The following is a 24,451-nucleotide window of genomic DNA, read 5'->3' as shown; positions in this document are numbered from 1 at the left end:
TTCGTTAAGCGATATTTCTGATGCCTCCGACGAGAATCGAACTCGTGCTGCAGCATTACCATTGCTGAGGTCTGCCACTAACCTACAGAGGCGTTACACCAACTATGTTACACAGATTATTCGTCGTTTTCAAGCTTTTTTAGAATAATAAGACCTCCAATCTTCGATAAAGGAAGACTGGAGGTCGAATGTTACATGTTTATTTTGTACGGATCCAAACGGCACCTGCAGAGTTGTCTTTCGCTTCACCGACTACGTCAATGACGAGACCGTATTGCGGAAGTTTGCGTCCTGCATCTGGAATGAGCGAGTTGATGTAAGAGTTTGCATCATTGAACTGCTTCACGCCAGGCAGTGCTTTGTAATCGTACACGCCACGACTCGGTGAATCAATATACCAAGCGAGCGTCTTATCGAGACTGAACGCCGCATCAGCAATTTGGTAACGTGTACTACCTGCGACTGTCTGTTGACCGTTCAAGTTACCGATGAGCGCTTCAGGATGTGAATCGACGACACCGAGGAACCCTTCACCAGGGTGGACACCGACCCAGTTGTCTGTGTACGAGTCATCACCGTACCACACGACGAGACCTGTGTTGTATTTCACGCCGCGGCCGTTGAGAAGACCCATATCCGACCCAGCGTGGTTACGCCATTCAAGGTAGTAATAGTGTGGTTTTGAATCGTATCCGTCTGAAGAGACGAATCCATCAAGCGTCACGGCTTCAGCGCCTTCCGCATCATCTGCGAAGAGTGTTGCTGATTCTGATTTGATTGACAAGTTGTCGACTGCGAAGCCTTTCATGGCGACACCGCCGTCTGTCACGTATTCAAAGACGATTTGAACATCTTGTCCAGCGAATTGTGAGAGGTCGTATGATTTGTTGACCCATGCACCGTTCGTCGTCTCAGCAGGGTAGCCCGCTTCGTTTGCACCGTTGACGTCGTCACCGAATACATCGAGAACGACTTCTTGACCACCGCTGAGGGCTTTGATGTACAAGTAATCATAGTCCGATTCGACTTCATAGAATGAATCGAATGCGAGGACTCCGTCCGCTCCAAGTTTCACAGCTGGTGTTGCCATCTCAGTATGGATGTCGTCACCTTTTGTCGAGTAATAGTAGCGATCGCCATAAGCTGGTTCGATTCCTTTAATCTTCTTATCAGGAAGGTTGACTTTGACAATGCCTGGATTGTTTGATTTCGTCACAGATTGGTCGAGTTGTGCGACGAACCCTTGAGAGTTGATGTCTTCAAGGTCGACTTCTGTGATGTTTGCCCAGTTTCCACCCATGATTTTTTGGAAGTACTCTTTGTTTTGTGGTGAGAAGCTTGTTGGCTCCGTACCAGCCACTTTACCAGCCCAGCTACCGCCACTCATGATCGACCATGATTGTACCGGTTCGCCTTGACCTGTGTACTGCGTATCGTACTCATCTGGAAGACCGAGGTCATGTCCGAACTCGTGTGCGAAAACGCCGACCGCACCATCTTCAGGTTGAATCGTGTAATCATATGCAGCCATTTTCCCGCCCCAGTAAGGAACTGCAGCTTCTGTGTTGGCTACTGGATAAACACCATCAAGAACCCAGCGATGTGACCATACCGCATCGTCACCGAGCGCACCGCCACCTGCTTCTTGACCAGTCCCAGCGTGGATGATCATCAAGTGGTCAACGAGACCGTCCGGCTCATTGAAGTCACCGTCTCCATCCAAATCGTAAAGGTCGTATTGATCATGTTCTTTCAAATCGATTCCAGATGCGACCGCAGCATTCAACGCATCTTTGACGAGTTGACGAGGTCCCGGTCCGACGTTATCATGTCCGCCATCACCTTTGTCAGCTCCATAGTCTTTCGCGGTTCCCGGAACGGTCAACCACTCCGAAACCTCACCATCGACCGTATAACTTCCGCCTGATTGTTCTTCATAGTATTGTTTGAACGTTTGGACCTTTTCACCGTTAAAGAGTTCAAATTGTTGATCACCGAACATATACTTTTCGTAATGTTCTTTACTGAAGTTATCGCTGTACATATAGCCCGGCTCTTGGATGATGTTATTGTGTTTGAAGTCGCTGTACTCGACGAGGAGAACGAGGACTTTATCTTCACGTACCGAACCGTTGTATGCAGATTGCTGGGCAGGAGATACTTTTACTTGACCGTTCGGTTTCCCTTTACGGTAATTCCCTTGCCCTTTTTTCGCTTTATCAAGAATTCGTTTTGATTCCTTTTCGAATTGAGTATGTATCTTCTCTTTTGCTTTCGAAGCCTTCTCGTTCACTTTGTCGTCGTGCTTATGTGGATCTTTCGCTTCACCTTGCTTTTTCGCGATATACGCATCGACTGCTTTCATGCGTTCAGATGCGGACAATCCTTTTTTGATGACGCCACGTTTCTCGAGAGCTTTCGCGAGACGCTCTTCATCGATGATGTTGTGGTCGAACGGAGCGAGCTCGCTCGTTGTCGGAACCGATGGTGCAACCGAGAGGGGTGCAGCACCAGCTGCCGGAACGATACTGACTGTCATGGCAGATGTCATGAGAGCCGCGAGTGTCGTTCGACGGATGGAACGTTTTTTCATTTGTGTGAACCTCCTGTTAAAAAATAATGGGAAAATGTGTGAGCTTGTTGTAAATGTACTCTTTGTGTCTGATTAATGTCAATATTCAGAAAATAATAAACAAAAAAGGAGTCTAAAGACCTATTTAGTTCAATTTGACTAAATAGACTTAGACTCTAGGTCGATATATCCGTAATGGAACTTCGACGTTTTACGTTTTATGTGAGTGAAACCGTACCGTTCAAAGGTATCGCTCTCAAAATGCGCCTTCAAGACAATTCGTTTCATAGCTACTCGTGTTGCTTCGGTAATCAATTCTTGCGTGAGAGGGGAGGTGTCGGCGATTGTGCGAAGTGGGTTCAGATGAACCGATTCTGAAATCGTCTTTTCAAACATCGGATCAAAGTAAATACAATCAAACGAATTTTCCGCACACGATTTTAAATAGTCGAGAGAGTTGGAGTGAACGACCTCAATGCGTCGCATCGCCTCATTGACCTGCTCATCTTTTTCGACCCATACGGACATGCCTTCCCGGACGAGCTGTGCCGTAATGAATTGACTCTCAAGGCCAATTACTTTACCGGTTGAACCGACGACATGGCTCATGACGATACTGTCCGAGCCGAGTCCGAGTGTACAATCTAGAACATGATCACCTGGATTTGCTTGCATGGCATTAATGAGTGGATCTGATCCACCTCGGCTCAGTTGCTTTACCCGAAAGACGGAGCTCGATGGGTGAAAAAAGAACGGCTCTGTACTATGCAAAGGTGTGAACTCGACACGTCGTTTATCAAAGATAAGTACACCTTGTTGATGACGTTTCTTCAACTCATCAATGGAAAGTTTGCGTCGGTCGACAAATTTCATCTTGTATTCTGTGGCATGCGTATGCGCTCGAGACAAGACATCATCTGTAGGGCGCAAACAAGTAGTGACAATATACATAATCCGGGCTCCTTCATAAAAAATGAGACGCAGTTGCGTCTCATTTTTTCTTACTGAGTAAGTCTGATAATTCATCGATAAGTGCTTTATGAGAAGCGAGTTCTTTCTTCTTCTCATCGTTCACGTTCATCGGACGTTTTGAACGGCTTTGAAGCGCTTCAAGCGTTTCATCGATTGACGACTTCAACGTATCACGTTCTTCAGGTTTCAGAGATACTTCGTGCGGATTTTCGCCAGAAGCATCTAATTCGCGGAGACGTGCCATCAATTGCTTTGCCTCGCGATTCAAATCGATTAATAATCTGTCAATTTGTTCCAATCGTAATTTAATCCCATCACGTTCTGTAAACATCTGTTTCACCTCTTTTTGCGGTTTAACCCTAAGGTCTCTTCCTGTTTACTTTACCATAAAATTAGTTAAACGAAACTACCGGGAATATATTCCATTTATTTTGGCTGTAAGAAACATTGTTTCTCTATCCCCACACGAATGTCACCTGCTATACTAACTGAGCTAATAAGGAGGTGGGCGGATGGAAACGACAAATCATCCACCAAAAGCGCTCAAAGGAGCGATTGTGTCGATTACGGCATATTTGATCTTATCTATACTAAAAGTATTCTTCGGGTACTTATATGAATCTGAAGCGGTCCTAGCCGATGGATTCAACAATACGACGGATATCATTGCATCGGTCGCGGTCTATATTGGCATTCGGGTGGCTGCATTGCCACGGGATGCCGAGCATAAATATGGTCATGCGAAAATGGAGACAATCTCTGCTCTCATCGCTTCATTAATCATGATTGCGGTCGGTATTTTCGTCTTCTTAAACAGTCTATCGAACTTAATTGGGGGCGAGTATACCGAACCGAACCCGTTGGCAGCGGTCGTCGCCTTCGTCAGTGCGCTCGTCATGTTCGGGGTGTATCGGTTCAACTTGAACCTCGCGAGAAAAACAAAGTCATTGGCACTTAAAGCGGCGGCGAAAGACAACTTGGCCGATGCGATGATTTCAGTCGGAGCCACGCTTGGTGTGCTATTCGCTTATTTTCAACTGCCTTGGATGGACACGGTCTTAGCAATTGTGATTGCCGGCATGATCATCCGGACAGCGATTCAAATCTTTTTAGATGCCACCCATCAGCTTTCTGACGGATTCCCTCCACATCTCGTCGAGTCCTATGAGGAAACAATTGAACAATTTGAGCGTGTGAAAGAAGTTCGGGAAATCAAAGGGCGTCATCTTGGGAATCACGTGATGCTCGATGTGACGATTGCAGTCGATGGCGATTTGACTGTGGACGCGGCCCATGAATTGTGTGACGATATCGAACGGAAACTAGATGAAGAGCATGCGGTCGATTCGGTGCATATTCATATCGAACCGGTTTGATGTTCGGTTATCTTTTGCGCTTCATGAAGGGATTCGTTTATAATAAGCGCAGACAGATATTGAACTACTAGTTAAGGAGGGCACGGGATGAACATCGTGCGTCAACCTATTCGCCAGATTGATGAGATTGAATATGAACACTTTCAAAAATATGGAGAAAGTGCATATGGCGTTTCTGCTGAAGAGTTGAAAGGGATCCTCGAGGAAATGGGGGCGGAGCAACTTTATCACGCAGAAGAGCATAGTTATGGAGAAGACTTCTATTACGACTTGATGGTCGATGACAAACTGGTCGGTAAAGTCTTGTTACTCAAGCTTGCCCGCGTATACCAACTCGACCTGATGGTGTTCGATGCGTACAAAAACAAAGGATATGCGACGGAAGGTTTGCGTCTTGCCTTACTGGACTCAAAATTGATGGATGGACAAACAGTCCGGGCTGGCATCCCACCGACGAGCCCACATCAACAAGAGATGCATCATGTTCTTATTCAGAACGGGTTCGAAAAGCGGAACGGTTTGTATTATTTAAATTTTAAGAAACGATATGTGGTAAACCATTAAGCTGACGGCGTCTCGCACGTCAGCTTTTTTCATATGGAGGGGTAAGGATGAAGCAAGTCACCATTAAAGACATTGCGGAGCTCGCTGGTGTCGCCAAAAGTACGGTCTCACGCTATCTGAACGGTGGATCGGTTGGAAAGGCAACAAGGGAAAAACTCGACCGGGTCATTCGAGATACGAACTATGAGCCGAATCAGTTCGCTCAAAGTCTCAAGTCGAAACAGACGAAGATGATTGGGGTCATCGTTCCACGGCTCGATTCGTATGCCGCCTCACGGACGATGATGGGGATTGATGAACAGCTCACGGAACGAGGATATCAAATGCTCGTCGTCAATACAGCACAACAGACGGAACGAGAAATCGAACAGCTATACAATTTAGCCAAACAAAAAGTCGCCGGAATCATCTGGCTTGGAACGACGGTCACGGAACGTCATCTTGAGGCGATTGAGGCGATTCAAATCCCGGTCTTGTTGATTGGTCAGCAACATGACAATGTCCATAGTCTCGTCTATCCTGACTATGATGCGGCCTATGCGCTCGGTAAACAGTTCACGGAGTGGGGTCATCGAAACGTGGTCTATGTCGGGGTGTATGAATCGGATATCGCGGTCGGTCAAGCACGCCGTGACGGATTTTTGAAGGCGTTTCAAGAATCGGAGGCAAATGTCAAAGTCATTCAAACGACGTTTAAGATTGAGGACGCCATTCCAATCGGTGAACAGTTGGCGAATGATGTCGGCACTGTTTCGTTGATTGTTTGTGCGACCGACAACATTGCGTTAGGCGTCTTGAAAGGATTAGCGAATCAAGGGGTCTCTGTCCCGAGAGATGTCTCTGTCAGTGGATTTGGAGGATATGATTTCACGGAAGTCCTGCATCCATCCATCACGACGGTACACCTTCCTTATCGCCGAACTGGTGCGAAAGCTGCCGACATGATGCTACAGCTCTTACACGGTGAACACGTCCCAATGAAAACGTTCACAATTTTTGAATTAAAAGTGCGCGAGAGCGTTGACAAGTTGAATTAAATCGTTTACATTTGTGTTGCGGAACCGGTTCCGCAACATTTTTTATTCTAAAATGGAACCGGTACCAATCGTATAAAGAACTCATATGATTTTTGGAGGTGGACGATATGAACACCGTACATTGTATCGGCGAATTGTTGATTGACTGGGTATGCGAGGATGCGTCTAGCGATCTCGTGAACGGGACGACGTTCGTCAAGAAAGCGGGAGGCGCACCTGCGAATGTCGCGGCAGTCGTCAGTAAGCACGGGGGACAATCCAGTTTCCTCGGACAGGTTGGAGATGACCCGTTTGGTCTCTTCTTGAAACAGACGTTGGTCGAGAACGGCGTCCGAACAGAAAACCTTGTGGAGTCTGGAGATACGACATTCGCATTCGTATCGATTCAAGAGGACGGAGAGCGGGACTTCACATTCCGTCGCGGAAGTGACGGGGAGTATGCCTTCGAGTCGATCGACTTATCGGTGATCGAGTCAGGAGACATCATTCATTTCGGCTCGGCGACAGCACTACTTGATGGGAAATTGAAAGACGCGTACTTTAAGTTATTGCAATTTTCAAAGCGGGATGGCTTGTTTATCTCGTTCGACCCGAACTATCGGGATGCATTGATCACGGATCTCGAGCAATTTAAACAAGATGCGAGACACTTCATCGCGGAATCGGACTTCATTAAATTGAGCGAAGAAGAAGCGCACTTGTTAACCGGAGAAGAACAACTAGAAGACGCTGTTCGTGCACTGCTTGAATTAGGTGCAAAACAGATTGCCATTACACTAGGGTCTCGTGGGACGTTGATTGCGACAAGCACGCATCATGAAATCGTTCCTTCAATCTCAATCGACAGTATCGATTCGACGGGAGCGGGAGATGCGTTCGTCGGAGCTTACTTATATCGGTTGTCAACACTCGGGTTTGACCCGGAGCGCTTACGTTCCGACATTGAATATGCGAACGTAACGGGTGCATTGACATGTACAGCTTATGGCGCAATTCCAGCAATTCCATCACGACAACTTGTGAATGAAACGTTAGGAGGGAAATGAAGATGGATTACAAAAAAGAAGCAGCATCGATCCTAGAGGCGATTGGTGGGAAAGAAAACGTTGCGGCAGCCGCGCACTGTGCGACTCGCCTTCGACTCGTATTGAACGATGAGTCGAAGGTCGATGAGAAAGCACTCGAACAACTTGATGTGGTTAAGGGAACATTCTCTACAGGCGGACAATACCAAATCATCATCGGACAAGGTACGGTCAACAAGGTCTATGCGGAATTTTCACAATTGACTGGTCTTGGAGACATGTCGACGACAGACGTGAAGTCAGCCGGAGCGAAAAAAATGAACCCGCTCCAACAGTTCGTCAAAATGTTATCGGATATCTTCGTTCCAATCATCCCGGCCATCGTCGCCGGTGGTCTCTTGATGGGGATCAACAACTTATTGACGGCACCGGATTTGTTCTTTGATGGTCGTTCGTTGATTGACCAGTATCCAGGCATGGCCGACCTCGCAGCGATGATCAATACGTTCGCAAACGCCGCCTTCGTCTTCCTTCCTGTACTCATAGGGTTCTCCGCAGCCAAACGGTTCGGTGGTAACCCGTACCTAGGTGCAGCGCTCGGGATGATCATGGTTCACCCGGACTTGATCAATGCATACGCTCAGGCAAGTGTTGAAGAGATTCCGGTTTGGAACATTTTCGGACTCGAGATTGAGAAGTTAGGATACCAAGGACAAGTCTTACCAGTCCTCGTCTCGACGTATATTTTATCGAAGCTTGAAATTAACATTCGGAAGTTTATGCCGGCATCACTTGATATCTTGCTTACGCCATTACTTTCACTCCTCTTCACAGCGTTCATCACGTTCGCCTTCGTGGGTCCGATTACACGCGAAGCAGGGAACTTAATCATTGATGGGTTGGTATGGACGTATGATTCACTCGGATTCGTCGGTGGCTTGATCATGGGTCTTCTCTACGCCCCAATCGTTATTACGGGGATGCACCATAGCTTCATCGCGATTGAGACACAGCTTCTCGCCGATATCGCCGAAACAGGTGGATCGTTCATCTTCCCAATCGCTGCGATGTCGAACGTCGCACAAGGGGCAGCTACCCTTGCGGTCTTCTTCTTAACTGCTGATAAGAAGATGAAAGGTGTCGCATCAGCATCAGGGATCTCAGCATTACTTGGAATCACAGAGCCTGCTATGTTCGGGGTCAACTTAAAACTACGTTATCCGTTCATCGCAGCCATCGTCGGTTCAGCCATCGCTTCTGCGTTCATCGTTGGAAACGACGTATTGGCAGTAGCGCTCGGTGCTGCCGGATTACCAGGTATTATTTCAATCGCACCGGGTTCGATCATCTCGTATATCATTGGCATGGCCATCGCCTTCGCCGTGACATTCGGATTGACATTCATCCTAGCGAAACGACAAGCAAAAAAAGAAGCGGTCAAACAAGCCGCATAACAAAAAGGAAGTGACACTATGAATTGGACGAAGGCCGAACGTTATCGTTCACTCCGTGACGTGAGCGCCCTCGAGATGGAGGTGCTCCGTGCAAAGACGGCCGCATCCCCGTGGCGGTTTGGGTACCATATCCAGCCGCCGACGGGCCTCCTCAATGACCCGAACGGCTTCGCATATTACGATGGAGAGTACCATCTATTCTATCAATGGTTCCCGCTCGGGCCAGTTCACGGTCTCAAACATTGGTATCATGTCAGTTCGAAAGATCTTGTCCATTGGACCGACCGCGGGGTGGCGTTAGTCCCTGAAACGAAAGAAGATTCCCATGGTGCCTATTCAGGAAGTGGTTTCGTTGTGGACGACACCCTTCACGTGATGTATACAGGGAATCATCGTACGGACGATTGGACGCGTCACGCCTCGCAAATCATCGGTGTACTGCGTGAAGGGATGATCGAGCGGCGCAACGTGGCCATCCCGGATATTCCGGCCGGTTACACGGAACATTTCCGCGATCCGAAAGTATGGGAAGAAGATGGATCATATTATGCGATTGTCGGTGCACAGCGAACGGATGAGACAGGATGTGTCGTCTTATATCGTTCGACCGACTTGAATGAATGGACGTTTTTAGGTGAAGTGAAGACGGGGCTCGAGCGGTTCGGTTACATGTGGGAATGTCCTGACGTGTTTGAACTGAATGGAAGGCATGTCCTCATTTTTTCTCCGCAAGGGATTGAGCCTGAAGGTCATCGCTATCACAACATCTATCAATCTGGATACGTCACAGGCACTCTTGATTTAGAAACGCTCGTCTTCACGCACGAGTCGTTTGAAGAGCTCGACTTCGGTTTCGACTTTTACGCTCCACAAACGACGGAGCATGACGGGCGTCGTATTCTAGTCGGTTGGATGGGCCTACCGGAAATCGAATATCCGACAGACCGGTACGGCTGGGCACATGCGTTAACACTGCCACGTGAACTATCAGTGGAAGATGGTGTATTGAAACAACGACCTGTCCCAGAAATGAAGCAACTACGACAAGACCAGTTTATTAAAGAATCGAGTACGCTGATCGACATGGTCACTCCTGAACGTTATGAATTGGAACTGTCGACTTCTGGGGAAGACTTCAAACTTGAACTGTTGAAGACAGAAGATGAGTCGCTTGTGATTCGATACGAGAAAGAAACATCCGAATTGACCATCGACCGGACGAATGCAGGTGAACCGTTCGCAACCGAGTTCGGGACGACTCGGACCAAGGTGATCAACGTCACATCCCTTCGGCTGTATGTCGACTCATCGAGTGTCGAGTGTTTCGTCAACGACGGTGATGCTATGGCAACCCTTCGCGTCTTCCCATGTGATGGTGAGAAACGGGTTCGCTACGTCGGAGACGGGGCAAGTTTAGTCGGTTGGAAATTTGAATGAATGTAAAAGCTGAGCGTTTGCTCGGCTTTTTAATTTTTCCAAATGTTGAAACCGTTTCGATTGGATCTACGTATAGATGAAGAGAAGAGAGAGGTGAGAGAATGAATAAAATGATGAAGTGGGTTGATGCGATTCGAACGATTACCGCACCATTTGGAGATCCGATTGGAGAGATTGAGAATGAAGAAGTTGAACGCGTGATGGTGGCGGAGTCGACGGTGCGCGGAATAATGAATCCAGAAGTGAAGTTAGAGTTTCATGAATTAAGCCAGGTGCGGGTGTTCGCGGAAATGCTACGTAGTTCAGAAGAAATCGAGGACATCGAAATTGAAGTGGTACCCGATTTTGATCTCTTGCTGCAATTTAAAGGTGGCGATTAAGAACGATATCAGCTGTGGCTCGGTCAACCGAACCGTCCGAGTGTCATCACGCATCTTGAGCGAACGGATGTTTTCTGGCGACTACCGGAACATACGACGAATCAATTGATTGATGCCCTCGGGTTAGATACGTAAAAAAGCACCTCTTTTTGAGATGCTTACGAGTTGAATCGGATAAACCGTTCGATTTGTCGCTCTGATTTTCTTGCTTGTCGTCCGACCCAAATCAAGTGGCCGGGACTGTTCAGGATTGTTAACTGAGCATGCGGGATCAATCGCTTCGCGTAATGCGCATGACGAACGGGGACGGCCTTGTCATTTTTTGAATGGACGATGTAGGTCGGGCAGGTGACACCGAGTAAGACCTCACTTGAGACACTTTGTTTTAAATCGAACTGTGCGCCAAGTCCAAACGCCATCTGATTCGCGACACGTTTTAGGAGAAAGATGTCGTAGGGTGACACCTCTTCTCGAATCGTCTCGAGTGCCAACACACTCGTCGATTGAATCATACGGGCCGTCGCTTCGAATGGATGTTTTTGAATGGCACGAGCGATGAACTGTTTCATGATGTATTGAAGTGCGATAAATGCGGGTTGGACGACATTTCGGCTGACCGTGTCCCGATACGGGAAATCAACGACACTCGTCACGGCGGCAGCGAGGGTCAAACTAAGGACACACTGATTCTGTGAAGCGAGCTCGATCGCGGTCGGTCCTCCGGCAGAGATGCCATAGACATGATATCGATCAATATCTAGCATTTGCATCAAGTGAGAGAGTCGGGATGCAAACAATTGAGGAGATGCTGAAAAAGAGTATGGTGTTTCTCCATATCCGGGTCTAGATGGGACAATGACCCGGAAACCGGATAAAACGAGTTGGTCCACATGGTATGGTTCTAAACTCGATGACTGGGTCCCATGGATCAGTACGATGACGGGACCGTGACCGCGGTCTATATATTCGATTTTTGAGCCGTCGACGTGTGCATAATATTTCAACTTAGATGGCGCCTCCTTAAACGTTTTGTAATGGAAAATACCTTTATTTCGTGGAAATAAAATGATAATGTCTGTTTATACATAATTTAGACAGAGAGACGAAAGGGGATAGAACCGTGAATAACCGAGAGCGGTTACTTGAAGTTCGACGTTTCTTCGAACGTTACACGGACGAAGCGAATCCAAAGACACTAGAAGATTTGCTCGAGTACTTGTCAACGATAGGAGATACTTCTAAGTTAGCAAAAAAATCGGTGAAAGACGATATCCAGGCACTGAATAATTCGGGGTTTGAAGTGCAGGATGAATTGGAGAAGAATGGTCTCGCTAAAAAGTATTGGCATTCGGCCCGCTTATTTGAGATTCATGAACTCCGGATGATGGTCGATGCGATTGTCGCAGCGAAATTTATCTCGGAAGACGTGACCGAGGAAATTGTAGAGAAACTTCAAATGCTGACGAGTATCCCTGAAGCGAAGACGCTACAATCGATCATCAAGACGCCGAAGAAAAAACACGGACACATTCCTTACCATATCGATCGTATCCAACGGGCCATTCATGAACGAAAAGCTATCTCGTTCCAATATACAGACGTCGTCGGATTTGATGTGACGAAACGAACGTTCCCGCTCCGCCGTGACGGAGAGCGATACGTCGTTAATCCAATCGATTTGCATTGGAATCACGAGCAGTACTACTTGATCGGGATCGACGAATCAATCGGAGAGGTGCGGAACTACCGGGTTGACCGCATCGTCAATTCGGAGATTGTGGAAGATGGCACCATTCGTCCGAAGCATCATTTACCTGATGATTACTATCAAAAATCATTCAATATGTATAACGGATCTGATGAACAAATCGTTTTGTCCGTCGACGAACGCGTTCTCCCGGTCATCTTTGACAAGTTAGGGGAAGACGTTTCTGTTTCTGAACATGGAGAACGATTCCTCATCCGTTTCGACGCAGCCGTATCTGACGGATTCATTTACTGGTTGCTCTCTTTAGGGTCACAAGTAGAAGTGGTCGAACCGCTCACGCTTCGTGATCATATGAAAGCAACGATTGAGAAGATGGCAACTACTTATGAAAATACAAGCATTCATTCATCCATCGAGTAAGCAGATGTGCTATACTGCTTGCGACACTAGATGAAGGGGGACAGGCGGATGTTGAATTGGATGCCATTGATCATTCCGATTGTCGCTGTCATTTTCGTAACGATCGTCGCAAGGCGCGCCATGAAAATGGATAAAGAGAATTAATAAGAAGAGACATCGTCCAGTACTGGGAGGTGTCTCTTTCGCTATGGAGGTAGAACGTGGATACGATTACACATACGTTATTCGGTTTGACGCTATATGGTGCAGCCGATAAACGGGATTTACAACAACATGAAAAACGAGCCTTGTTCGTCACGACACTTGTCGGGAGCCAAATCCCGGACAGCGATGTGATTTCTCGGCTATGGGACACAGAAGGGATGTATCAGATGTGGCATCGCGGCATCACCCACTCGATTTTTCTCGTCCCACTCATTGCCTTGCTCATCTACATACTCGTTCGCCTCCTCTTTCGCGTGACGGACATTCGCTATTTTTGGTGGGCACTGTTGTCTGTCTTCATACACAACACATCTGACTTGTTCAATGCATGGGGAACGGGCTACTTCGAACCGATCTCTGACGTGAGGATCACATTCGGTGTGATCCCGATTGTCGATTTCGTCTATTGGGGAATCTTCTTGGTCGCCTGGCTCGTCGCTCGGAAGCAGGAAGTTCGTTATAAGACGTATCGGTATGCATGGGCTGCCCTCGTTCTTTATGTCGCGCTTCAAAGTGCGCAGGGCGCCTATTTATATCAGTCTTATTCAAAGGAATATGACGAAGTGGCGCTCTCGGCTTCATTTATCCCGACTCAGTTCACGGTCATTACGAAGACTGACGAGGACGTATCGCTCTTTCAAGATTCGATATATCAAGAAGCGACCTTGCAATACGAATTGACGAGTGCCGAAAAGGCGAGTCTTGAACCATTGTTTGAAGCGAATCATGAGGCGCGCACATTGACCAAATGGTCGCCGTTCGTCGTCATCGTAGCAAACGAAGAACGGCTCGGCGTCTTTGACCCGCGGTTTTATGATGGCGAATCCTCATTTTTATATGAATACATCGAAAGGTAGGACAACGGATGGGACGTATACGTTATCTCTTTATCTTCGCTTACGAACAGGCACTTAGTTGTATCTTTCCGGTCGCCATCTTCGGAGCGCTTGCCGTCACAAAGTTTGTAGAGTTACCACTCCCACGATATGACGTTTTACTCATCTGGTGTTTGTTCGTTCAAGTCGTCCTTGTGAAGACGGGGCTCGAGACGATGGAAGAAGTGAAGGTCATCAGCTGGTTCCATGTCATCGGTCTTGGACTTGAATTATTCAAGGTGCAGATGGGGTCATGGAGTTATCCGGATGAGGCGTTCACAAAAGTGTGGGGCGTCCCGCTCTATGCCGGATTTATGTATGCGAGCGTTGGTAGTTACGTCGTCCAGGCATGGCGTCGTCTCGATTTACGATTTACGAAGATGCCGCACCCAATCATCGCCTTCGGACTTGGCATCGCCATTTACTTCAACTTTTTTTGGCACCATGTTTGGTTAGACCTACGGTGGCTGTTAATCGCATTCATCTTTTTGGCGTTCGGTCGCTCGGTTGTCTCGTATAAACTCGACGATCGACGATTTGAGATGCCGGTCGTCCTGTCATTCTTCTTGATTGCCTGCTTTATCTGGCTCGCTGAAAATATTGTCACGTTCTACAACGGCTGGGCGTATCCGGACCAATTGAACGGTTGGGCCATCGTTGATTTAGGAAAACTGTCGTCCTGGTTCCAACTCGTCATCATCAGTATCCTCCTTGTCGCTTGGCAAAAGCGAAAATTGGAGTATGAATTACCTTAAACTCGACATGTGTCGAGTTTTTTTGTGAGGGGACACGAATCCTTTTTTGAAGAAAGTCGTATTGTAAAACGAGGTGATTCGGTTGTTGGAAATTGTACTTACTTGGTTGATTGGATTATTGTGTCTAGGATCTCTTGTCATCTATTGGAGAGAGTGGCGAAAGACTCGGAATCGAGTCAAACTAGGACAAGCTTGTCTCGCAATGTTTTGTTCGTTTCTTGTACTTGGAATGGCAGGCATGGAAACGTACGACCGCATGACGACGAATCACATCGTCGAGACGGGAGAATGTTATGTCGTCGATGACCGATCATCGAAGGGTTCATCGAACGTGACGCTATGGTTCGGAGAGCGGTCATACGGCTTCAAGGAAATTCCGGACGTTGCATATGGTCCAGGATATGTGTTTACGTGTCGCGCAATAATGACAAAGCAGATGCAATCAGGAATCGATTATGAGTTGCGATCACTTGACGGTGAGCTATTATATTCAACTCGTTCAGATGATTGATTGCGTGAAACTCAAAAACAAAACGTGTTCAAAGCTAATTTTATAGCTTCGAACACGTTTTACTATGATTGACTCCTGTACGTATGCCATAAAAGCAACATCATGACGATAAAACCCAGTCCTCCGACTAAATTGGTTATGAACAAGATGTGCTGAGACGATAAGAGACGGAGTATGGCCTGCCATATCAAAGACAGTGAAATTACGACAAAAATGAAAACACCAAATGGATTAGCGAGAATCGCAATAAGTTTATGATTCATTGTCATTCACTAAATGACCGGAATTTCTTGAACGCCATACCGATCATTTCGATTCCTTCATCTTGTTTCGTTTTCTCTCTAAAAAGATCGGAAGGATATTCAAAAAGATTGCCGCAACCGTCAAGAACCATAGCGCACGCGACATACCGGGTACGACATCTGTTATGGCAGCCCAGTCCTTAGCTTCGACCCACATGTTGAGCAAGCTATATTCGGCGCATAACGTGAGAGCAACTAATGATAGGGCAATCGCCATCGGCAGCTTATAGTCCTTCTCCATCATAAATACGGTCAAATTGATGAGCGTCGCCCCGATCGCCGCCAATCCAAAAATAATCCACATCCTTTAACCCCCTAAATATTTCTATCTATACATTGTATCATACAAATTAACCCAGATAAATTTCAGAAAATTGTTTCTATTTACATAATAAATATGCTAGAATCAGTGGAAAGTGTCTTTGGATATTATTCCCTTTAGAAAATGAACAATCAACCGGACATCCTTTCACACTTTTGATTGAGAGATTTGCATTCAAAAGGAGATAGAACTATGACGTATATTGCTCGGAAATCAGTTCATCTGATAATCGCATTTTTCATCTTGATTGCGATTAGTGCGCTACCGTCGCTTGTCGTTCAGACGGATTTTAGTCTGACGAATTATTGGAACGGCATTCAACAACAGATGGACCAATTACAGAAACTAGAGGACATTACATATTACAACATCACCGCGCAACGTTACTTGCCACTCTTGCCGGCACTTGGACCGCTCGTCAAAGAATCGGTCATCATTTTTACCACGGCACTCGCGGTATCGACCTCGCTAGGATTAATGTATGCGTACCTCTACTATCGGAGCGGGAGACGCGTTCGTACCGTTTTACACCAAACGAGTCAGACGCTCGAGATGGTACCAGATTTGTTCTGGTTAATTTTTTCTCAATTTCTTGCGATTACAATCCATAAGTCGACAGGGTTCGATCGCATTGAAGTTGCCGGAGGATTCGCAGAATATATACGGTTTCTCCCAATCGTCACATTGACGCTGACGACATTATTCTTCTTTATCAAATGGTTGACAATTCATATTCATGAACAAGAAGCCATTCCGTATCTCGAACTCGCGCAAGCGAAAGGGATTCGACCGAGTGGACTGTTTTGGAAACACTTATTACCGAATATCATCTATCGGTTTTACCTCTTTTTCCGTTCGAACATCATTACCATCTTATCGACACTTTTGATTGTCGAATACTTATTTAACGTTCAAGGGTTATTTCGATTCGCCGTCTACAACCCGCAGATGGAGATATTACTGGTTATCTTATTCGTCATCTATATCCCGATTTTTCTGTTGGATTTACTGATTGAATGGATTATTCCGAATGCATGGAAAGGAGGGATTTGATGCGCCGAGTATTAATACGTGACCCGATTTTCATCTTCTGCTTTGTTATCGTAGCGGGGCTATTGTTGATGAGTTTTGGAAATACCGTGTTTCGTGATGGGAATGTTGATCAAACCCTCATGCTCTACTCTGATGAAGGGAGACTCATTGGAATACCACCATTAGAACCGTCAAAATATCAATGGCTCGGGACGGACAATGCTGGATATGATTTATTCCAAATGCTCGTGGAAGGATTTAAGTGGACCGTTGGCATCTGTGCGCTCGTCGCATTCGGACGGATGGTCATCGGTCTATTGATTGGCATCCCTCTTGCTTTCAGGGGAGCTCGCTTAAATCAATTCTTTAAAACGTTATTGGACGGCTTTTTGATTCTGCCGATTTCATTGATCGCATTGATGATGTTAGTAGGAACACTGACCTTTTTTGATTCGACACAAGTGCCTCCATTATTTGATCGAGTAAAGATTGAACTAATCGTCTTAGTCGTTCTCGGATTGCCTGCCGTCACGTTATACCTAATCACGGAGATTCGACAATTGCTTCAACAAGAGTTCATGATCGTGGCTCAGACGCTTGGTGGCAGTGTCTGGCACCGTGTGAGATTGCATCTATTCCCACATCTCGTTCCAACCCTCGTGATCGTCTTCATGCAACAGTTTGTCCAAACGCTCATGTTGCTTATTCATCTCTCGCTGTTTGGGATTTTCTTCGGAGGAACGGTCATGTTACATGAAGGGATCATGCCGACCGTCTATGAATGGTCTTCGATGTTCGGGTATTATTTCAGACAGTTCACCGCGATGACGTGGATGACGAATCACTTGTTTCTCGTTCCGGCCATGTCACTTGCTGCGCTCATCTTTATCTTCAACTTGTTGACGAGCCGCCTCGAGCGAGCATTTAAACTCAGACGTCAAGAACCGGTGGTGACCGAGGTAAGTCTAGCAGAATCCGAAGCGGCAGCTGCTTCTCTTTCGAATCCATTCACCCCCGTTGATTCAACCATGTCATTAAGGAAGGAACCGGATGATATCGTATGATATGATCCGGTTTTTCTATGTCGAATGGACTGAACTGTCTTGTTTGAGGGAAAGTGTATAACAGATTAAGGTGACAATTGATGAATGGAGTGAATCAATATGAAAGCTGTGATTTGTACCGCGTATGGGCCACCTGAAGTACTTGTCATTCAAGAAGTGAATCAACCGAAGCCGAAAAGCAATGAGTTGCTGGTTCGAGTCCATGCATCGGCCGTCCACTCGGGAGATCGACGCCTCCGAGCACTAGACGTCCCTCCATTGGGGAGACTTCCCATGCGAATGGTTGTAGGGTTTAAGGCGCCACGTCAACCGATTCTCGGTGTCGTGTTGGCAGGTATCGTCGTGGAAACAGGCAACAGTGTGAAAAACTTTCAGGTCGGAGACAACGTCTATGCCCTGACTGGGATGCGGTTTGGCGGATATGCAGAATTCGCTTGTGTGAACGAATCGAAATGTGTGTTTCAGATGCCCACGCATGCCAGCTTTATCGAGGCGGCTGCTCTACCGTTCGGAGGTACGACGTCGTTACATTTTTTGCGGAAGGCACATATCGACCGGGCGAACAACGTTCTCATTTATGGTGGCACAGGTGCTGTCGGTTCGACTGCCGTACAGATTGCGAAGCATTACGGCGTGCATGTCACAGCAGTTTGCCACGAGCGAAACGTTGAACTTGTGAAGCGACTTGGGGCTGATGTGGTCGTCGATTACACGAAAGAGGGGTACGATCTTGAATTAAATACGTATGATGTGGTCTTTGATGCCTCAGGGAAAATCGATAAACGATTAGCGAAAGCCCATGTGAGCGATAACGGGGCCTTCAGTTCTGTCGCGGGGCAAGGACCAGCCATGGAACGTAAAGAGGATTTGATATTTTTGAACGAATTGTTTGAGTCAGGAGCATTGCAACCCGTCATTGATACGGTATATCCACTCGATAAGATTGTCGAAGCGCACCGATATGTGGACCAAGGGAAAAAGGTTGGAAATGTGATGGTTAGCATTAATGCAGAATAAATTAAATGATAGTATAAAGAGAAGTATCAAATTCTTGCTTTATCGTGGGGTTTGGTCGACAACCTCACTTACATATGAATGGATTCACCAACTAGACAAATCATGAGAGCGGGCGAATAGTCATGAATATATTGATTGGGCAACCGAAGATAGAGCGAAATCTCGAGCAACTGAAGCGAGAGATTGAGTCGAACCCGACGGTGGACTTGATTCTCTATCCAGAGGGATATTGTACATATACAGAATTAGATGGGCTAAGTGACTTAGCAATCAAATTCAACACATCGATTGTTTTAGGGTATCGAGATGACACGAATAAAGATCGGGTCCTCATCATAAACAAGCAAGGTGACACGTTGTTAACGCGACGGAAAACACCAGAGAATGAGCTCTTGTTCATGCCATCAAGTGTCACGGATGGAGCGGAAGAATACGGTTATTTACTTTGCAGGGAGATTTTTATGGGGTGTGAGGGCTTGAAAACGCATGAGCATCTGTCGATCATATTCAATCCAATCGGAGTCGGGATGTTTAGTGAGGAGCAATTCATGGAGTGGTCGGAAGAAGCGAGAAAAATTGCGATGGAACGAAAAGCGATGATCATCGGAACGAGTCATGCAGATGGGTCGTATCGAAATTGTGGAATCTCCATTCCGATCGCATATTGCTTCGATGAAAAGGGGGAAGAGGTGTTTCTATCGAAAAATGATACGAGAACGCGAGTGCTAGAGACTGTTTCAAGAGTTACAATATTCGTCTAATAAACTGTGACATCCTTAAATTAAAATGAAATGCGCGTAGAATGTATATTTATTTCACATACCACAATTTGAATTTGAACTAGAAAACGAGTACTTATGAGATATCTTTTCAAACGAAAGCACAACAGTGATTACAACTGCTCAACATGTGGCACGAGAACCGAAAGTAAAGTCGGTTTTGGATCAATCATGCCAGCAATATTAGAAGGGCTGTCGAAACGGGAGATGAAGAAACGCGTCGTCTTGACAGATGATTATGCGTCCTCGATGAAGCTCATTTCTTTATCAGCGGATGCCTCGAAATTCCAATCATTGGAGAAGACGATCCTTTCATCTGGAATGTCTGGGTATCACTCAGTCCGAATAACTTTTTCAAAGTCATCGATTTATGGGATGAACCAACGCGTATTGACCTCGATTCGATGTTCGGCTGGCTATCGACGGAACTTCCTATCTATCCAGATACCATCAATCTAAAGACAAATGTACATATGCGTGCAGTCGGAATACGTCCATTGATTGAACTCGAACCAACGAATCATCCTCTTGCAATGGAGCAACGTAATGGTATCACCAGGTTGCGGGTCGATGATATATTCCGACTCGTTGAACGTAATGGATAAAGGAGGAGATCAGGGTGAGTCAATTGAAGTCATCTTTGATTTTCGATTTGTACACAGGAAATCAAGTGCTCACTTCGATTCAGCAGAAGATGTTGGAGCGAATCGAGTTACTTGTTCACGACAAACGATTCAAAGAACTTGGACACTTCATGCGCGACACTCCGGACATCGAGCAGCTGTTAATTGACTATGTGCTACTTGATCCGACCGATTCATATCGCTGGGATCTGCTTATTGGTTATGAACGGTTGGATCGGATTGAAGATTATGATCGAGTGAACGCGTTTTGCCGAACAGCTTTTTCATACCATCCAGATAAACCCTTCTACTTTGCCTTGGCGTTATATGATATAGGATGGAATGATTTCGAGATGGACGAGGAAGTCATTGAGGTAGCGAATCGATTGATCGAAGCAGCAACACCTGAAATTTCTGCATTGATTTGTCTAAGCATGTCAAAAGTGCTACGACATAAAGAGCGCGAGTATCTTCAAATGGCAATCGAGCGATGTCCGTGGGCAGTGCAGCCAACCTTTTCTTTAGGTGAGCATTACAGCCGGTTTAATCAGAGATTGGCTAAAACCTATATGGAAAAAGGTGTGGCTCAATTGGTTCTGACTTTTGATGATTCAGGTGAAAAGTCAAAGCCAGTGATTGGTTTCAATCCACACACTTGGCAGAGGGATGTTTGTAACGAGCTGTTAGGGATGGATATGAGTTGGACAGAATATAAAAAGTACAAGCGAATGATCAAATGAAAGAATTAAGAATAGTGATAAGGAATGCGAGGGAAGAAATCATGAGAATCACAGAAACGACACTCTACACGAACCGACTTGACGAAATGAAACGTTTCTATACGGAACGACTTGGATTATCAGTCAGTGAGGAAGACCTGACCAGTTTTCGAATCAATCTAGGTGAAGATGCGTTGGTATTTCAAGAGGCTAAAACGGAGCAAGAGCGACAATACCATTTCGCTATCAATATTCCGGCTAATCGATTCAAAACAGCGAAAGAATGGCTGATGTCACGTGTCCCGCTTTTGACTGAAGACGGTGAGGACGAAATCTATTTTGAAGGAATCGATGCATCATCGCTTTATTTTTACGATATGGATGAGAATGTCGTCGAGTTGATTGCTCGACATTCGATTAATCCAGAAAGTAACATCGAGTCCTTTTCGTCGAATGAATTTCTTGGAATTGGCGAGATGAGTTTGACTGTGGAAGATCCGCTACATGTCGCACAAGAACTTTCAAACATCGAGATCCACCGCCGAGACGGTAACCAAATCGATGAGCGTCATCTGAACTTTTTAGGCGCATCGAATAGCGAGACATACATTTTATTAGTTCCTGCAGGTCGTGTGTGGCTGTTTTCACCAAAACTGTCGATTCCGAGCCCAATTCAGATGGTACTTGATCAACGATACATCGTCGAAATGGATGAGAAACACGAAATTCATATTCACTCCATCAAAAAATGAGTTCACAATTGAACTCATTTTTTAGTCTTTAGATTCGACATACCGATGAATTTCTTCTAATCGTATGACTGCGTTCTCCAAGTTCACTTCAAACGATTGGTCTGAGCATTCAACAGTGAGCGAATCACCGTTCTGACGTGAATAATCTAGTAGTAGTGGTCTGATTCGTTCATGTACAATTTGTGCATTTTCGATTGAAGTTCGAGGGAAAATCATGGCGAATGTGTCTTGCGCAACCCGATACTTCTTGTCCGTTCGTCGAGTCGCTTCGTGAAGTTCGTCACTAAAATAGTATAAGAACCATTCATATTCGGATGAACCATACTGTTTTTCAAAATGATCGAGAATGGGCAGTGTGATGAATGACACCACGAACGTTTCACCGTGGCGAATCAACCGATCCCGTTCAGCCTCTATATCCATCAAAAAACGATCACGGTTATCAAAACCGGTCTCTGGGTCGACCGCAATTAACTGACTGACCCTCGCTTCCGCAACCTTTAGTGCAAACTGGGCATGAAACAGCTTGACTTGGAGCCAGTAAGACAACCCCGTCAAAATCGCTAATAGTAATAAAATATATAGTTGCGCAGTAGCGGCAGTCTCATACACAGGCATCGTGATTAAAAAGTAAGCAGCGAATCCTAACAGAATGAGTACACCAGACGCTCGGTGAATAAGCAAAGTTGAAAGATAAAGAATCGGAATACAGATCATCCACCAAACGGGTAGATGATTCAGGATCAGCACAGAGGAAAGTAGAATACTACATGTCAACGATACAACGATGAGTGCGATTAGTTGTATGGACATCGTTGTCCAGTGTCTCATAGGTATCCTCCTCTTAAAAGAAATAAATTGCAATGATAACACTATTATCCATTTTCCGAAATAGTGATTGTTCAAACCGATTCGAACACTTGATTCATTATAAGTGATTCACTCTATTTTAAAAGGCTTATTTTTGAAAAGACGTGAATGTTTGCGAACACTTCTTTAGAAAAAGAAGTACGAACGATTGGTGTATAATGGAAAAAGAGGTGATAGCATGAATCGAAAACATATATTGCTCGTCGGAGGGACGGGGATGTTGGCAGGACTCGCATCTTATTTGGCAATCGAACATGATGTCACGGTCATTGGACGAAATAAAGAAAAAATGGCAAGCGTCGTACAAAGAAATCCTGAAACGTGTCATCCGCTGATTGTTGATTATTGCGATGAGGAACTACTTTCAAACGCACTACAGAGTGCAGTGCAAAAAAACGGTCCATTTGATCGAGTCATCGCGTGGGTGCACCGAGGCTCAGGGAAAGCGATGCAACTCATTTTGAATCATTCGGAAACTGCAGAGGTGATACATATTTTAGGTAGCCGGGCGAATCCGGAATATGAGAAGGCATGTCTATGTCTCAATGAACAACAGCTGTATCGGCAAGTCCAATTAGGTGAAATGCATAAGTTGGCATCTGTCCGTTGGTTGACACACGACGAGATTGTGAAAGGTGTTCACGATGCTATGCAGAACCAAGACGACTATCGATTGATTGGTACACGAAAGGATGACATAAATGTTCACTCGAGAAACGATTAGCGAATGGATGGAGAAGCACCATGTATCAAATTTAGATTTGGCAACTATCACTGAAAGAAGGGAGTTGTCCGCATTTCAATTGGGAGACGTCTCTTGTGAAGGCAGGATGTTCGCCGCCTGTTCGATTAGTAAATTTGTAACGGTGATTCTCATTTTGAAGCTCGTTGAAGATCAGAAGTTAAATTTAGACTCGGAAATCAATGATTATTTCTCTTCCTTCACGTTGAATGATGAAAATGGGATTCCTTCACAAATCACGATACGACAGCTTATCCAACATCAGGCTGGCATAATCGATTTGCCTGATCAGTTCGGGACGATGGATCAATGTACAGAGATCCCTTCGATGGAAGAGATAATATTGGGTAACACACCTTATTATGAGCGACCGGTGTTTATCCAGTCACAGGAAGTTGGAACGTTCCACTATTCAGATTCTGGTTACTGTTTACTCCAACATGCGATTGAGCAATGTATGTCTTCTACATTTGAAAAAATCATGACTGAATACATCTTTGCACCGCTGGATATGAACTCAAGTTCGTATGATTTAGAGAGGATAGAGAAGTATGGCGTTATCGGGATTGAACCAAACGGGTCAGTCGTCTCTCCAAAGTCATGCTATTATCCTTACCCTGCAGCGAGTGGTCTTTGGACAACGGCTTCCGATTTAGCGATACTCGTCAACGCAATTACGAAAGAAGGGTTCTTGAGTAACGAGTCAAGAAGGGTTTTATTCACACCATCTTCCACAAATGCCGAAGTAGGACATGGTCTATTTATAAATCCCAACAAGCCAGGTAAGGGATTCTCATTCGGTTGGGGGATCGGGTTTCAATGTTTGCTCGTGATGGAGAAAGACTCTCCAACAGGTTTCATTTGTTTGTCAAATCGGAATGAAGGGGTTCATCAGTTCGAAGGATTGATTGGACAACTACTGCATATATACACATAACA

General features: G+C 45.7%; 26 protein-coding genes and 1 tRNA gene. 20 read left to right on the top strand and 7 right to left on the bottom strand.

What is annotated here, in order from left to right:
- Positions 1-21: 21 nt before the first annotated feature.
- From KNO79_RS06980 to KNO79_RS06965, 4 genes are all read right to left on the bottom strand, one after another.
- Positions 22-92 (bottom strand) — tRNA-Thr (locus tag KNO79_RS06980).
- A 107-nt stretch (positions 93-199) separates the two neighbouring features.
- Positions 200-2,593: an immune inhibitor A domain-containing protein gene (locus KNO79_RS06975; RefSeq protein WP_214690950.1), complete on the bottom strand. Its 2,394-nt coding sequence runs from the start codon at positions 2,591-2,593 to the stop codon at positions 200-202.
- 138 nt (positions 2,594-2,731) lie between these two features.
- Positions 2,732-3,523 (bottom strand): class I SAM-dependent methyltransferase, encoded by a 792-nt coding sequence (locus tag KNO79_RS06970; RefSeq protein WP_214690949.1) that lies wholly within the window; start codon positions 3,521-3,523, stop codon positions 2,732-2,734.
- A gap of 40 nt (positions 3,524-3,563) precedes the next feature.
- Positions 3,564-3,875, bottom strand: a complete 312-nt coding sequence (locus KNO79_RS06965) for a hypothetical protein (RefSeq protein WP_012726238.1) — start codon at positions 3,873-3,875, stop codon at positions 3,564-3,566.
- A 181-nt stretch (positions 3,876-4,056) separates the two neighbouring features.
- Between KNO79_RS06965 and KNO79_RS06960 the strand changes: the two genes are divergently transcribed.
- From KNO79_RS06960 to KNO79_RS06930, 7 genes are all read left to right on the top strand, one after another.
- The gene (locus KNO79_RS06960) at positions 4,057-4,920 is read left to right on the top strand and encodes a cation diffusion facilitator family transporter (RefSeq protein ID WP_159562257.1); all 864 of its coding nucleotides are present in this window, start codon (positions 4,057-4,059) and stop codon (positions 4,918-4,920) included.
- 87 nt (positions 4,921-5,007) lie between these two features.
- Complete coding sequence (locus KNO79_RS06955) at positions 5,008-5,484, top strand: N-acetyltransferase (protein WP_159562258.1); 477 nt, start codon at positions 5,008-5,010, stop codon at positions 5,482-5,484.
- Between the two features lie 47 nt (positions 5,485-5,531).
- On the top strand, positions 5,532-6,521 hold the full coding sequence (locus KNO79_RS06950) for a LacI family DNA-binding transcriptional regulator (RefSeq protein WP_214690948.1): 990 nt from the start codon (positions 5,532-5,534) through the stop codon (positions 6,519-6,521).
- A gap of 107 nt (positions 6,522-6,628) precedes the next feature.
- Positions 6,629-7,567, top strand: coding sequence for a carbohydrate kinase family protein (locus KNO79_RS06945; protein ID WP_211781239.1), 939 nt, complete (start codon positions 6,629-6,631; stop codon positions 7,565-7,567).
- A 2-nt stretch (positions 7,568-7,569) separates the two neighbouring features.
- Complete coding sequence (locus tag KNO79_RS06940) at positions 7,570-9,000, top strand: sucrose-specific PTS transporter subunit IIBC (RefSeq protein ID WP_012726243.1); 1,431 nt, start codon at positions 7,570-7,572, stop codon at positions 8,998-9,000.
- Between the two features lie 18 nt (positions 9,001-9,018).
- Positions 9,019-10,437, top strand: coding sequence for a glycoside hydrolase family 32 protein (locus KNO79_RS06935; RefSeq protein WP_214690947.1), 1,419 nt, complete (start codon positions 9,019-9,021; stop codon positions 10,435-10,437).
- 101 nt (positions 10,438-10,538) lie between these two features.
- Positions 10,539-10,817 (top strand): hypothetical protein, encoded by a 279-nt coding sequence (locus KNO79_RS06930; RefSeq protein ID WP_214690946.1) that lies wholly within the window; start codon positions 10,539-10,541, stop codon positions 10,815-10,817.
- A 158-nt stretch (positions 10,818-10,975) separates the two neighbouring features.
- Here KNO79_RS06930 and KNO79_RS06925 read toward each other — a convergent pair whose 3' ends face one another.
- Complete coding sequence (locus KNO79_RS06925; RefSeq protein ID WP_214690945.1) at positions 10,976-11,821, bottom strand: alpha/beta fold hydrolase; 846 nt, start codon at positions 11,819-11,821, stop codon at positions 10,976-10,978.
- A gap of 116 nt (positions 11,822-11,937) precedes the next feature.
- Here KNO79_RS06925 and KNO79_RS06920 point away from each other — a divergent pair, with 116 nt between their 5' ends.
- The 4 genes from KNO79_RS06920 to KNO79_RS06905 all read left to right on the top strand — a co-directional run bounded on the left by KNO79_RS06920 (position 11,938) and on the right by KNO79_RS06905 (position 15,290).
- The gene (locus KNO79_RS06920; protein ID WP_196430681.1) at positions 11,938-12,945 is read left to right on the top strand and encodes a helix-turn-helix transcriptional regulator; all 1,008 of its coding nucleotides are present in this window, start codon (positions 11,938-11,940) and stop codon (positions 12,943-12,945) included.
- A 200-nt stretch (positions 12,946-13,145) separates the two neighbouring features.
- Entirely contained in the window at positions 13,146-14,006 is an 861-nt protein-coding gene (locus tag KNO79_RS06915) for a metal-dependent hydrolase (RefSeq protein WP_214690944.1), read from the top strand.
- Positions 14,007-14,014: 8 nt separating this feature from the next.
- On the top strand, positions 14,015-14,779 hold the full coding sequence (locus tag KNO79_RS06910; protein WP_214690943.1) for a DUF817 domain-containing protein: 765 nt from the start codon (positions 14,015-14,017) through the stop codon (positions 14,777-14,779).
- An 85-nt stretch (positions 14,780-14,864) separates the two neighbouring features.
- Positions 14,865-15,290, top strand: coding sequence for a hypothetical protein (locus KNO79_RS06905; RefSeq protein ID WP_074037059.1), 426 nt, complete (start codon positions 14,865-14,867; stop codon positions 15,288-15,290).
- A 306-nt stretch (positions 15,291-15,596) separates the two neighbouring features.
- On the opposite strand, the gene KNO79_RS06900 is transcribed toward KNO79_RS06905, so the two are convergent.
- Positions 15,597-15,896 carry a hypothetical protein gene (locus tag KNO79_RS06900; protein ID WP_214690942.1) on the bottom strand — a complete coding sequence of 100 codons (300 nt, stop codon included), beginning with the start codon at positions 15,894-15,896 and terminating at the stop codon, positions 15,597-15,599.
- Between the two features lie 210 nt (positions 15,897-16,106).
- Between KNO79_RS06900 and KNO79_RS06895 the strand changes: the two genes are divergently transcribed.
- From KNO79_RS06895 to KNO79_RS06865, 7 genes are all read left to right on the top strand, one after another.
- Positions 16,107-16,967: an ABC transporter permease subunit gene (locus KNO79_RS06895; RefSeq protein WP_214690941.1), complete on the top strand. Its 861-nt coding sequence runs from the start codon at positions 16,107-16,109 to the stop codon at positions 16,965-16,967.
- Complete coding sequence (locus KNO79_RS06890) at positions 16,967-18,010, top strand: ABC transporter permease (RefSeq protein WP_214690940.1); 1,044 nt, start codon at positions 16,967-16,969, stop codon at positions 18,008-18,010. The genes KNO79_RS06895 and KNO79_RS06890 overlap by 1 nt, the downstream gene beginning before the upstream one ends.
- A 99-nt stretch (positions 18,011-18,109) precedes the next feature.
- Positions 18,110-19,027, top strand: coding sequence for an NAD(P)-dependent alcohol dehydrogenase (locus KNO79_RS06885; RefSeq protein WP_214690939.1), 918 nt, complete (start codon positions 18,110-18,112; stop codon positions 19,025-19,027).
- Positions 19,028-19,149: 122 nt separating this feature from the next.
- Positions 19,150-19,788 (top strand): hypothetical protein, encoded by a 639-nt coding sequence (locus KNO79_RS06880; protein ID WP_214690938.1) that lies wholly within the window; start codon positions 19,150-19,152, stop codon positions 19,786-19,788.
- 284 nt (positions 19,789-20,072) lie between these two features.
- On the top strand, positions 20,073-20,411 hold the full coding sequence (locus tag KNO79_RS06875; protein WP_353048700.1) for a DUF2199 domain-containing protein: 339 nt from the start codon (positions 20,073-20,075) through the stop codon (positions 20,409-20,411).
- Positions 20,412-20,425: 14 nt separating this feature from the next.
- On the top strand, positions 20,426-21,169 hold the full coding sequence (locus KNO79_RS06870) for a hypothetical protein (RefSeq protein ID WP_159562272.1): 744 nt from the start codon (positions 20,426-20,428) through the stop codon (positions 21,167-21,169).
- 41 nt (positions 21,170-21,210) lie between these two features.
- Positions 21,211-21,900: a glyoxalase gene (locus tag KNO79_RS06865; protein WP_214690937.1), complete on the top strand. Its 690-nt coding sequence runs from the start codon at positions 21,211-21,213 to the stop codon at positions 21,898-21,900.
- Between the two features lie 21 nt (positions 21,901-21,921).
- Here the strand turns inward: KNO79_RS06865 and KNO79_RS06860 are convergent, their stop codons facing one another.
- Positions 21,922-22,731: a GGDEF domain-containing protein gene (locus KNO79_RS06860; RefSeq protein WP_074037051.1), complete on the bottom strand. Its 810-nt coding sequence runs from the start codon at positions 22,729-22,731 to the stop codon at positions 21,922-21,924.
- Positions 22,732-22,948: 217 nt separating this feature from the next.
- Here KNO79_RS06860 and KNO79_RS06855 point away from each other — a divergent pair, with 217 nt between their 5' ends.
- Positions 22,949-23,494, top strand: a complete 546-nt coding sequence (locus KNO79_RS06855) for a Rossmann-fold NAD(P)-binding domain-containing protein (RefSeq protein WP_214690936.1) — start codon at positions 22,949-22,951, stop codon at positions 23,492-23,494.
- Positions 23,472-24,449, top strand: a complete 978-nt coding sequence (locus KNO79_RS06850; protein ID WP_214690935.1) for a serine hydrolase domain-containing protein — start codon at positions 23,472-23,474, stop codon at positions 24,447-24,449. Before KNO79_RS06855 ends, KNO79_RS06850 begins: the two co-directional genes overlap by 23 nt.
- Positions 24,450-24,451 lie beyond the last annotated feature (2 nt).

Origin of the sequence: Exiguobacterium sp. s43 (assembly GCF_018617255.1) — a bacterium.
GTDB classification, from domain to species: domain Bacteria; phylum Bacillota; class Bacilli; order Exiguobacteriales; family Exiguobacteriaceae; genus Exiguobacterium; species Exiguobacterium profundum.
Note: the sequence above shows the minus strand (reverse complement) of the source record. Positions and strands in the feature narration are given on the sequence as shown.